The organism is Actinomadura rugatobispora (genome assembly GCF_055379765.1).
The window spans coordinates 2,123,257-2,134,838 of sequence record NZ_AP029191.1 but is presented as its reverse complement, the minus strand read 5'-3'; the positions used below and the strand labels follow the sequence as shown (position 1 = coordinate 2,134,838).

At 64.7% G+C, this 11,582-nt stretch carries 10 protein-coding genes; all 10 read left to right on the top strand.

All coding sequences use genetic code 11. The features are described 5' to 3' along the window. Positions 1-400: 400 nt before the first annotated feature. The gene (locus ACZ466_RS08930) at positions 401-814 is read left to right on the top strand and encodes a hypothetical protein (protein ID WP_378286480.1); all 414 of its coding nucleotides are present in this window, start codon (positions 401-403) and stop codon (positions 812-814) included. 218 nt (positions 815-1,032) lie between these two features. Continuing rightward, a complete protein-coding gene (locus tag ACZ466_RS08925; RefSeq protein WP_378286479.1) occupies positions 1,033-1,329 on the top strand; it encodes a hypothetical protein in 297 nt (98 codons plus the stop codon). A 755-nt stretch (positions 1,330-2,084) separates the two neighbouring features. Continuing rightward, positions 2,085-3,338 carry a C40 family peptidase gene (locus ACZ466_RS08920; RefSeq protein WP_378286478.1) on the top strand — a complete coding sequence of 418 codons (1,254 nt, stop codon included), beginning with the start codon at positions 2,085-2,087 and terminating at the stop codon, positions 3,336-3,338. 251 nt (positions 3,339-3,589) lie between these two features. After that, a complete protein-coding gene (locus ACZ466_RS08915; protein WP_378286477.1) occupies positions 3,590-3,976 on the top strand; it encodes a hypothetical protein in 387 nt (128 codons plus the stop codon). 54 nt (positions 3,977-4,030) lie between these two features. Beyond that, positions 4,031-5,770: a type IV secretory system conjugative DNA transfer family protein gene (locus ACZ466_RS08910; protein ID WP_378286476.1), complete on the top strand. Its 1,740-nt coding sequence runs from the start codon at positions 4,031-4,033 to the stop codon at positions 5,768-5,770. Between the two features lie 605 nt (positions 5,771-6,375). Continuing rightward, positions 6,376-7,731 carry an AAA family ATPase gene (locus ACZ466_RS08905; RefSeq protein ID WP_378286475.1) on the top strand — a complete coding sequence of 452 codons (1,356 nt, stop codon included), beginning with the start codon at positions 6,376-6,378 and terminating at the stop codon, positions 7,729-7,731. A 209-nt stretch (positions 7,732-7,940) separates the two neighbouring features. Beyond that, positions 7,941-8,576, top strand: coding sequence for a DUF6668 family protein (locus ACZ466_RS08900; RefSeq protein WP_378286474.1), 636 nt, complete (start codon positions 7,941-7,943; stop codon positions 8,574-8,576). Next, entirely contained in the window at positions 8,569-8,931 is a 363-nt protein-coding gene (locus ACZ466_RS08895; RefSeq protein ID WP_378286472.1) for a hypothetical protein, read from the top strand. The genes ACZ466_RS08900 and ACZ466_RS08895 overlap by 8 nt, the downstream gene beginning before the upstream one ends. Positions 8,932-9,245: 314 nt before the next feature. Beyond that, on the top strand, positions 9,246-10,034 hold the full coding sequence (locus ACZ466_RS08890; protein WP_378286470.1) for a hypothetical protein: 789 nt from the start codon (positions 9,246-9,248) through the stop codon (positions 10,032-10,034). A gap of 86 nt (positions 10,035-10,120) precedes the next feature. Further along, complete coding sequence (locus ACZ466_RS08885; protein WP_464043158.1) at positions 10,121-11,569, top strand: hypothetical protein; 1,449 nt, start codon at positions 10,121-10,123, stop codon at positions 11,567-11,569. Positions 11,570-11,582 lie beyond the last annotated feature (13 nt).

Below are 11,582 nucleotides of genomic sequence, written 5' to 3'. Positions count from 1 at the left end.
CTCGTATCAGGTGGCTCCCGCCCCGAACACCGTGGCGGGCACCCAACACGATCACTGCTGTTGCTTCCTCGCTGTGTCGTCGGCGACTCCTTTGGCGCAGGCGGTGGCGAGGATGCCCGTCCGCTCCTGCAGACGGGCGATTCGGTATGCGGCCCGCGTGGACCGCGATTCGGTTGTGCTGTTGTTCCAGAGACGGACAGTCCGGAGTAACGCAGCAGCCGCAACCCGATGGCGAACCACCGTGTTCGAGCGGCTTGGGATCGAGGCCGGTGTCGGCGCCGGCCGGACGTGACGGGCACCTCTGTTGCCTTCTCTCGGCAGCCCCTGACTGTCCTCGTTAGCCGCTTCCTGCGGCCGGCGGCACCAGACCAACGTGCGATGACCACGCGGAGGACGCATCATGGCAGACGAACGCACGCTCCAACTCCTGGTGATCGCGACGATCGTCCGCAAGTCCGATGGGACGAAGAAGACACACGAGTTCCTCATCGATGGGGACGGCTACAGCGGGCCGGAAGCCATCCATGCCGCCGTGTCCGAGCTGGAGAAACTGCGTGGCGGGCCGGTGAGGGAGACGGAGTGGCTGAGCTTTCTCAACGTCCACCCCAATGAGCTGGAGGGCACGAAGCACGCCGTCGTCATCTCGGTTGACGCCAAGGACCGGCGGCATTACCACGACTCCCTGCAATTGGAGGGATACAAGACCCGCCAGGAACTCCTCGGTGCGGCGTTGGAACAACTCCCGGCGGCTGCGCGAGAGGGCGCCGTAGAGTGCCTCTGCGTGAATCCCACTGAGCTCGACACGTCCGACTGATCCGATAGCTCCGTAGCCGCGAGTTCGGAAAGCCTCTCTGAGGCACCCCAATCACGTCCAGACGGCAGCAACAACCTCCATGACAAGCCTGGCGGGTGTCCGCCGTCCCGGCAGCCCCGCGACCGCACCGTGGCCGGTGCGGTCGCGGGAACACGGCGGGGCTGCCCCACCGGCCCAGGAACGCCTCTGGCGCCGTGCCGGCCAGGGCGATGCCCTGGATGGCCGAGACCCCCGGCAAGTGCCGCGATGTAATGCACACGTCCGCCGCTCCTGCCGACGCCGCTGCTGGTGCGGGGCAGGCGGCCCGGCTCGATGAGGACAAGTTCGTGGACGCGCATGTCGTGGTGGTGCTTGACGGCGGCGCGGACGGCGTCGGTGACCTCACGGGGGGGGGCGAGGCGGCGGACGGGGACGTGGCGGTTGCGGTCGGCGATCACGACCAGGTTCTCGGTGTCCCGGTCGGCGACGGCTCTACCGGAAACCCACTGAGGCGCTCGAAGAGACCAGCGCCGTAGACCCGCCGTTGTTCAAAGTCGTGCGCCGTGCCCAGAGTCGCGCGGGCTCCCCGGGGCGCTGGGCCTGCCGACGCGGCCCCGCGGCGTTGTTCGGCCCTGTGGCCGTCATCTGGTGGACGCCCGCGTTGGCGGCGTAGAGGCGGTGATGCGCCACCACCTGCGGTCGTCCCGCAACGGTGACGCATCCCCACGCCGGACACCTCGCCCGGCTGTCATGACGTTGGGGCCAACCGGGACCGCCTGTCAGCGGCCCAGGCGTCCGACCACCGGCACACCCGTCCGCGATCATCCCGCAGTACGGACGAGACGACGTCACCCGGGAGGCCACTTGACCAGCGGCTCAGCGGGATGGAAGGCGCGTCACCTGATAGGCGGGGCGCGTCACTCCCGGGGGCCGAAACCCCATCAGGCACCGCCGCCGACCGATAGTCGAGCAAGCAACCGGAAGGAACTTGCGCGTCCGGGCGGTGACCGCACTGTCTTCTCTAGGCATTGCAGGAGGTGAACATGCCGGCACCGTCGCCCATGCACCTCGCCACGCTCGCCCCTGTGGCCGCGCCGCCGGCCAGGGTGAGTTCCATTGCATTGTTTCGGGTGAAGACAGCGAGAGGCCAGGGGGCGCGGTAATGGCGCAATATCGGAGAGCGCTGATCGAGTGTGAAGCCGAGCCGTCGATACAGTGCCATGTTGCTGATCCCGAGCAGCCGCGTGGTCAGGAGTGACGCGCTGTGGCGACGAGAAGAACTTCTCTGTGGATGATCGGCATCGGCGGGTTCGGCGTCACCGGTTTCGCGGTATTCATTGTGGTTGTATTGCTGCTTGCCATGATGGGTGTCATTCCCGGCGTTTCCGGCATCATGCAAGCGGCGTGCGCTTCGGGCGGCACGACGACGACGCCGGAAGTTGTGCAGGCGGATGCGGCGGCGGACGCCATCCCGGAGAACTACCTGAAAATTTACCAGGAAATCGGTCAAAGGCAGAATATCCCGTGGAATGTGCTTGCCGGTATCGGCAGGATCGAGACCAACCACGGCAGGTCCACCCTGCCCGGCGTTCACAGCGGCGAGAACTACGCGGGCGCGGGCGGCCCCATGCAGTTCATTAAATCATCATGGGCTCTCTACGGGGCTGACGGAGATGGAGACGGGAAAAAAGATCGTTATGATCCAAGCGACGCTGTCCTCGCCGCGACCAAACACCTCAGGGGAAGCATCGGCAAGAGAAGTCCATCGATGGCGCTCAGTTCGCAAGACGTAATAAATGCCGTCCATCGCTATAATCCCGGGAACTATACCCCCCAGAACAATCCCTACGTGCACGATGTGATGGCGGCCGTAAACCGCTATGGCAGGGATTACAAGGTAGCCCCGTCCAACTACGCAGGTGTGGACTGCACGGCTGGAGGGGTGGGATCCGCCGTATGGCGGACGGGGTCCTTCGGTCAACGCATCGTTGCGGCTGCCGCATATTATGCGCAGAGGGATCCGGGTACGCCGCCGATACCTGAGGAAAGGTACCCCAACCTCCCTGTCCATTATTCATGGGGTGGTGGAACCCTCAACGGTCCCAGTCGCGGCTTCTGCTGCTCGGACGGAGGATACGACGGGGCGGACTCCTTTGGGTTCGACTGCTCTGGCCTCGTGCAGTACGCCGTCTACCAGGCTTCTGATAAAAAAATTGTGACGCCTGATACGACGTACTCCATGTGGCCGCTCGTGGGTGACTGGGGAGTCGAAGTGTCTCGCGAGGAGTTGGCCCCCGGGGATCTGGTCTTTTTCAATAATCCTGCTTCGCATGTGGGCATCTATTATGGCGAGTACAACGGTAAGCGCTGGTTTGTTGAGGCCCCGCAGACCTGGCTGGTCGTGGGGAGGGTTCGTGACTACGTCAAATTCAGTCCGTTTGACAACAGGAGGAATTTTACAGGAGCTATCCGGGTGAAGCCGCCGGGAGGCCAGGTGCGAGCGATGGCTCCTGCCGGAGCGGGCGTTGGCGCAGGTGCGATGTGACCGGTGTACCGGCGGCCGGAGTCCGCTCCGCTCTCTGTGCCGTCTCGGTCGCAGCTCTGGTTGCCGGCTGTAGCGGAGGCGAGCGGGCGCGGCCCCGTGAGCGGCCCCCCGAACCGGGTGAGAAGCGCATTATCTCGACGACCGGCGCCGGCGCACCCTCGCCGTCGCGAAGTCCTCGCGCATCCGGAACTCCCCGAATCCCCGGCGGTCTCCCAGATCCGCGCCGGATCGACCAGAAGGACGCGACGGCGGTGGCGAAGGCCGCCCTGACCGTCATGTACACGGTCGACAGCACCATCGATGTCGGTATGCGAGATGCCAGGCTGCGCGCGGCGCGCTACCTGACTCCTGACTACACGACCAAGATCAAGACAGAGCCCATGCAGTTCATCCCCGAGCAATGGCGGCAGCACCGGGCCTATCTCGTAGTTCGGCTCGAGCCACTCGCGCGGGAGGCCGGGGCCCCGTCCGACGGACCGACCGTCGCCTACCGGCAATGGGAGATGACCACGATCCCCACGGGGCGGGACCGTTGGCGCGGTACGCCCAGCAAATGGATGGTCTACATGGGGCTCGTCAGGTCGTCCGAACGCGATCCCTGGCGGATTTCCGAAGTTCTCACCCAGAACAAGAGCTAGCCCTGGCCAGGAAGCCGGCCGAGGCCAGGAGGAAGTTGAAATGAGGGAATATTCGTGGCCAGTGACGACGATGACAACACGTACGTCTTCATTCTCGGTATCGGCGTCGGACTCGGCCTGCTGAGTGGCGGGTTCAGTTTCCTGGTGTGGCTGGCGGGCCAACTGTCCGGCCTGCTCACGGGCAGTGGTTGGCCTGATTCGAGCCCGTCGGACTGTATGAGGATCGCCGTCAATTTCGTCCGGAACCCCGGTGATCCGCACGCTGCGTGGCCGCCGGTGGCCGCGGCCGCGATGGGGTCGGCCTGGGTGTTCTTCTTCCTCCTGGTGGTGCTCCTCGCGCTGGCATCGGTGGGCATGTACGTCCTGGTCCGGGTGGTTCTGAACGCGCGGCGCCACCGGCCGGTCCGGCGGTGGCGCCTGGGCTTCGCGTCCGGCTGGGAAGTCCGCAACCTGCTGAGCGCCCGGACCGTCCTTCGCAAGGCGCAGCAGGTCCGGCCGTCCACCGCGAACCGGCCCGCGCGCGATATCAAGCCCGAGGAGGTGGGCTTCTACATCGGGCGGGACATCAGGTCCCGGCGGAAACTGTACGCCTCGCTCGAAGACACGGCGATCGTCATCGCGCCGCCGAGGCAGGGAAAGGACGTGCACTTCGTCACGCCCTTCACCATCGACGCGCCGGGCCCTTGCATCGTCACCTCCACCCGGCGGGAGACGTTCGTCCACACCGCCATGGTGCGGGCGCGGTACGGCGACGTCTACGTGTTCGACCCGTTCAACTTCACCGGGTGGCCGAACCGGTTGCGCTGGTCGCCGTTGCAGGGGTGCGAGGACCCGAACGTGTGCGCGGTCAGATCGGGCACGCTCGTCCAGTCCAGCGGTCTGAACATCGGGACAGAGGGGTCCCAATCTCTCAGCGGGGTGATCACCATCATCCGCTGCCTCCTGCATGCTGGCGCGATCGGCGGGCTTACCATCCGGGACGTGATGCGCTGGGTCTACGAGGCCAACGCGGACGAGCCGATGGACATCCTGCGCCAGGGCGAGCGCGAGGGCAGGGTCGCCGCGGGATATCCGGCGCAGCTCGAGTTCAACAGGAACGACGAGCGTATCTGGTCCACCGTGATCCAGGTCATGCACTGCTTCTCGCACCCGAGCGTGCTGGAGGACTGCTCGCCGCCCCCTGGTGAGGAGTTCAGCTTTCCTGACTTCCTCAAGGGGCGCAACACTATCTACTTCATCGGCAAGGCCCAGCCCGACCACGGGGGGATCGCACCGGTGGTCACCACGATGGTCGAGCAGTTCTTCAGAACGGCTCGCGGTGTGGCGATGAAGCAGCCGACCGGTCGCCTCGACCCGCCCCTGACCTTCGAGTTGAACCAGGTGGCCGACATCTGCCCGCTGGGCGGCCTTCCCGTGTACATGGGCGAGTCAGGTGGCTACTCCATCACGGTGCACGCCTACCTGACGTCGCTGGCGGAAGCGCGTGCCAGGTGGGGGTCGGACGGCGCCGCACGCCTGTTCGACAACGCAACGATCCGGATCATCTCGGGCGGTACCGGTACTGCCAAGGACCTCTCCGAGCTCTCCGATCTCGTGGGCAAGCAGGACGGGAAGCAGGCGCTGCATCCCGAAGAGCTCAGGACCATGCCTTTCGGCCGCGCGGCCGTTGTGGCGGGTACGGCCCGTCCCGTCGAGATGTGGCTCACCCCTTGGTGGAACCGCGACGACCGGGATCGCATCGCTCAGAGCAAGCAGGCGGTCGAACAACTGATTCGAGAGCACGTCGGGGAGTAAGGATCCCGGCACCTGTACCGCTCCTGACGCGATCACTCCAGATGTTTCTTCCCCCCCAAGGCGACCCCCGCCCACGAGCTCACACACGTTGGACGCCGTGGCCCTGCATACGGGGCAGGTACGGCAACCTGGTGAACCGAAAGCGCACGATCACGGCCGCTCCAGCGCCTCTGCGGGCTCGGCGTCTCGCCCCGCCAGGCGATGTTCCGGAGGCGCCGCGGCACGACTCGTGGGGGACGGCCGACGGCGAACTGCTCAGGTACCGGGTGATCTCCGGACGCCGGAGCCACGGGCACGGCCGATCGCGACCTCTTCCTGCTGGGCAGGGGGCGCCTCGATGGGGCTCGAAGCCCGAAGGCGGCATCCTGGCGGTCTCACCGACCACCGTGCCTCTACGGCCGTCGACATGCCCGCCCCGACACCGGCGCCGGTTCGGGAGACACCGCCGCTGCTCACGCCGAGCCGTCAGTGGCCCGACCCGGCGCCGGCTTCGGGCCGGTGCGTGCTGTTGGAAATGGCGGTGGCGGTGCTTGCCCGCACTGTCTTCTCTGTGGAACCGGCCGGACCGCGGCCGGTCGATCACCAGAGCGCTGAGGAAACGTGTGATGGCTACTGCGCCGAATCTCGTCGTGGCGGGACACCCGGACCTCGCGCGCAAACTCCGCAACACGGGGCGGTTCCCCGCCGTTTTCGACGTCGCCTCCGCCACCGAACTACGCGCCCTGTCCAAAAGCGGCAAGGTTGCGCCCCCCGCCGCGTTCATCTTCGCACCGCAATTCAACGAAGACCTCCCCGAAGCGAAGGTCCCCCTCCTGGCCAACGCACTGGCGGCGAACGGGTTCACCGTACTCGTCCACGCCTTCTTCACCCGACGCGGCGACCACTTCATTCCCGCCGTAGTCGCATCTGCGGAACCCATGAGCATGTTAGACCTGCTGACGACACTCGGCGCCCTCCAACCAGACCTCCAACCCGAACCACCGCCCCAACTCTGGAAGGCACTTGCCCCGCCGGCCATAGAGACCGGCGCACGACCCCAAACAGCCAACGCCAACCCACCATCTTCCGGCCCGGCCCAGGCGAGCTCCAGTAAGGGGCACGAACGTTCCGAAACACCACCCGCGAAGGATGGGGCGGCGACCGCGTTCAAGACCGCCCCCGCTCAAGATGTGATCAGGCGAGGCAGGGTCATCGTGATCGCCTCGGCGAAGGGCGGTGTCGGCAAGACCAGCACGACCGTGGACCTCGCGCTTTACACGGCGAGATCGCTCTGGGCGGCCGGGCGCGGCGGAGCGACCGTGGTGGTGGACGCCAACGTCCAACAGGCCGATGTGGCGCGATATCTCAACCTGACCTCGCCGACCATCCTGGATCTACCGCAGGCGCCCGGGGAACTGTCCGCCCAGTCGGTACGCCATCACCTCGCGCGGATACCGGAGATCGGCCTCCACGCCCTGCTCGGCCCGCCCGACCCTCTCAGCGCCGACCCAGCCTTGATCAGCCCGGCGCTGTACCAGGAGATCGTCACCGTCCTGCGCGGCGCGTTCGACTTCGTGTTCATCGACACCCCCGTCGCCAAGCCCCACCACACGACCTTCGTGGACCTGATCCTGCCGGAGGCCGACGCGATCCTGGTGCCGGTCGAGCCCGACCGGGTGACGCTGGAGGCGGTTCACGCGTGGTTGACCGCGATCACCGCGCCGGACCGCCGGGTCTCCGCCGAGAAGATCTCACTGATCCTCAACCGTGCACGCTCCGATGCGGAGTACGGTCCCGAGGAGGTCGCCGGCCTGCTGCCCGGCTGGCGGCTGGCCGGCGTGCTTCCCGAGGACGTGCGGCGGATGAAGACCGTGAACGCTAACCAACTGGTGCAGTCGCGCCCGAGTCCCGACCTTGAGCCGTCCCTCCGAGGCATTCTCCAAGCGGCCAGCGATGACCCCGTGTTCTCGCCGTCCCGGTGAGTGCGATGCCAGCGCCAACCGACGGTACGAGTTCCTGGGCGCGTCATCTTCCCGTTGCCCACACTTTCCTGCCTGTTACGCGGTTGACGATCGCAACGGCTTGCGGACGGTCCACCGCATGGGCCGGAACCGCGTTCGGGAGGTGTCCGTCTCGGCGACGGTCCAGCCCTGACCAGCCACTGATCCTCTTGTAGAAGGAGGGCGTAGGCATGCAAGCGGTGGGCGTCGCCCGATCACAGCGGTCATCCGGTCCGCCGGGGCTGCCGAACGCACCGGACGCGGGGCCGAGGACCTCTCAGCAGAGGAGCGTTTCAAGCGGGCAGTTCCATGCGCATGCAGTCACTCCGGCCCATCTGGCGCCACCACCGACGAGTCCGCTGGGGCTGGCCGGTTACAGCGGTTCCGGCCCCGACCTCTGGTTGGCTTCATGCCATGGGGGAGCCGGCACCTCCACGTTGGCCGCTGTCATCCCACAGAGCATGAGCGCCGGACGGTACTGGCCGACACCCGAGCCCCCTGAACACTCCCGGGTGCTTCTCGTCGCGCGCAGCCATGCCTCCGGTCTCAGCGCAGCTCAGGCCGCCGCTCGGCAATGGGCCGCGGGCGTGCTTCCGAACGTGCGACTGCTGGGGCTGGTCGTGATAGCCGACGCCCCCGGGAAACGCCCGAAACCACTGAACGAGCTACTGCAACTCATTTCCGGAGGCGTGCCTCAGGTATGGGAGCTTCCGTGGGTGGAGGCCCTGCGCCTCGGCGCACCCCCGGACCAAATCAAGTTGCCGTCCGCCTATTCGCGGCTGACTCAAGATCTGACTCACATCGTTTCGGAGGATGCACGTGCTTGATCTGATGGTCTCGTGGATGACCGGATTCTTCCAGTACGCGGCACACCTGACCCAGGTAGCCATGGAAACCGTCCCGCTCAGTGCGGCAGACGACCCTCCCGTTAATATTCCCTCTCCTAATGACAGCCAAGCCCCGCCGAGAGCAGGAGTATTCCTGATCATAGTCGGCTGGATACGGTGGGGTGGGTACCTCTGTTGTATCGTGGGCTTTTTCATTGTCGGTGCCAGAATGTCGGTCAACCACAAGAGAGGTGAAGCGAGCAGTCACGTCGCAAGCATCATCGTGATCACCGCCGGTGGCGGCATCATCACGATTGCGTACTTCATCGTGGAACGGGTCGCGACGCTGTCATGAGAATCCAGCCCGTCCATGACGCATGCGGAGATCAATGTCGCAGCCCAACGCCGCTACGGCGGCGCCTACTCGGCTTGTCAGCCGCATTTCTCGCGCTGGGCTTCGTCTTGGCCGCGCTCAGCTCTACAAGTCAGCCCGCCCCGGAGGCAGTCCGCCAAGTCTCGGGTGAGCACTCGCCAGTGGAACGATCCTGGACGACCGGACGGATACCCGTTCGCCCCGTACAACTCACCACTGCCGGCGTTCAGGTCGTTCATGCACCCCGCCGTGTGATCACTACTGGCCTGGCAGCTCCTGACTGGGCCCCGGAGACTGTGACAACGACCGAGGGCACCGATGTCGTGGGCAACATAAACGACAAAGGCGGCGAGCTGCACTGGGCGCCCAACGAGGGCGTGGTGAAAGTGTGTGACACCGCAGAGGACGGCAACTCCGCGTTCGTACAGGTTACTGGGCCCAATGACTTGGAATTCTCCTTCATGGCGCATCAGGACGGCAATTGCGAGGAGCGCGGGATCGACGGTTATGATCGCGCGGGAGATCAGGTCTATCGATTCATAGTTTGCCTGGTCGAGAACGGGATGGATGACCCGAATGGGAGAAAAAGGTTCTGCAGAACGGCTCGCAGCAACGGGGACTGGCAGGAGGACCTGGAAACCGAGGCGGTGCAATTTCCCGGGCAGGGGCCGGAGGACGACGACAACGGTTGCGACTTGCTCAACGGGCAGGCCAGGGAAGTATGCGAGGGGGATGACGACGAGGAGGAGCCACAGGAGTCCGCTACGCCGGGACCGATTTCTCCGCCTTCTATGAGCCCGTCACCGTCTATCGACGACTTGCCCAGTGTGACAACTTTCTATCGCCCAAACCCCGGTGTCGCTGCCCCACTGGAGCGCGTAAGGAGCGGTCTGAACTTCTTCTTCTGGCTGGCCTTCATAGCGGCAGTTACCGCCTTGGGCGCCGATATGGGGGTCAAGCATAAGAGGGGCGAGGCGGGCAAGCATGGCAAACGCTTGATCTTGTTGCTCATAGCCGGCGTGGTAGGCGGAGCAGGATTGGCGGGCGACGAGCTCGTTAGAGTTCTTCAAATTCTGCCGTTTTAGCAACCTGTTGCCCCATTTAAGATGGGCCCATGCGCTATATGCACCCGATTCAAACCATGCGGCACTAGTTGATAGATGGGGTCAATATGGGGGTAGATGACATCCTCGACGATAGTCTGGGGTGGGGTATCGAGACGTTGGTGCTGATGGCGCTGCAACTGTTCCAGACGGTCCTGGAATGGTCGGTTAGTGAGGTCACCGCCCCGCGGATGAGCGGGGAAAATGGCGGAGTCCTCTTTTTTGTGCGATACTATGCCGCCAATTGGCTCGTCGCCTTCATGGTGCCAATTGGACTTGCCATCGCGTCTATCAATGTGTTCATCACACGCAAGGGTGCACCTTTCAGGAAAGCATTCTTCAATTTTTCCGAGCTGGCCCTGAATGTCCTCCTGTTGGGCGTTGTAGTATTTCTGGTGACCAGAGCCACCCAATCCTACTCGGCGTGGATTCTGGATCTGGGACAACGGGGCAGATCGGGCGGCCGGGACTGGATGGATGGCTGGGACGCCGGACTCGATGGGCTCGGGGGAGGCGATGCGGACATCGCTTATTCGGCCCTCCTTGGCATTTTCGCGCTGGCTGCCGTACCCGCGCTTGCAGTTCAATTCTGTGTCATGCTCTTTTATGCCGGGTTCTTGCCGTTCCTGGTTGCGTTGCAGCCGGCGCTGGCCGCAGCCAGGTTCAGCGAATTCGGAGAGCAGGCCTATAGAAGGTCAAAAAATGCGATCATCGTGATAATCTTGGCCAAGCCTTACCTTATAACACTTGATGCCGCCGCTGTGTATCAGCTGACCTCCGATTATGAGCCGGACCATCTATTCGGTCTAGCCCTCCTTATCGGTGGGGTGTTTTACGCGCCTCGGCTCATCAGCTTCGTGTTGCCGGATTCGGGAGGCTTCGGCGCTCCCACCATACGCACGCTCGGCCATATGGTATTCGGTGGTACCGCCGTAAATATCGGCAAGGGGGCCAGTATTTTCAATCCAAATGGAGTTCAGCCCGTCAGGAATGGCAATGTGCCCGTGCCTGCCAGTTATGAGAAACCGCCACGACCGTGGCTTCGGCCCACTGGTGGCAGCGGGTCCGTCGGCGATCCTCCGGGCCAACAACCTCCCGGGCAACAACCTCCGGGCCCACAGCCTCCGGGCCACCCCGTGCAACCTCCGGGTCCACAGCCTCCGGGCCAACCTGTGCACCCTACGGCTGGTGGGGCTGCGCCGAGGAATAGTCCTCCGGGTCAACCTTTGGGGCAACCTACGACTGCGCAGCACTCACCCGGCACGCAGCCAACTGGTGCGCAGCCTCCGCCTGCTGGGCCCCCTGGTAGCACTGATACGCCCACGCCTCCGACTGCGCCCACCACGCCTCCTGCTCCGCCCACTCCCGAGGGCAGCTCTGTGAGGAGAAATCCCTATAGCGATGTTCCTCTTGGCGCTCGCCCACGTTATGACGTTGGCGAATATCAGGTTCCTCCACCGGATTTCTCCATCCTTGATGACGACAACGACGGTCCAGACGGCAGTAAGACGGTCTGAGGGAATGAGGTGA

Coding starts and splice junctions, on each gene's coding strand:
- ACZ466_RS08905 (WP_378286475.1), top strand. CDS start 6,376: ATGGCTACTGCGCCGAATCTCGTCGTGGCGGGACACCCGGACCTCGCG.
- ACZ466_RS08885 (WP_464043158.1), top strand. CDS start 10,121: ATGGGGGTAGATGACATCCTCGACGATAGTCTGGGGTGGGGTATCGAG.
- ACZ466_RS08925 (WP_378286479.1), top strand. CDS start 1,033: ATGGCCGAGACCCCCGGCAAGTGCCGCGATGTAATGCACACGTCCGCC.
- ACZ466_RS08920 (WP_378286478.1), top strand. CDS start 2,085: ATGATCGGCATCGGCGGGTTCGGCGTCACCGGTTTCGCGGTATTCATT.
- ACZ466_RS08930 (WP_378286480.1), top strand. CDS start 401: ATGGCAGACGAACGCACGCTCCAACTCCTGGTGATCGCGACGATCGTC.
- ACZ466_RS08900 (WP_378286474.1), top strand. CDS start 7,941: ATGCAAGCGGTGGGCGTCGCCCGATCACAGCGGTCATCCGGTCCGCCG.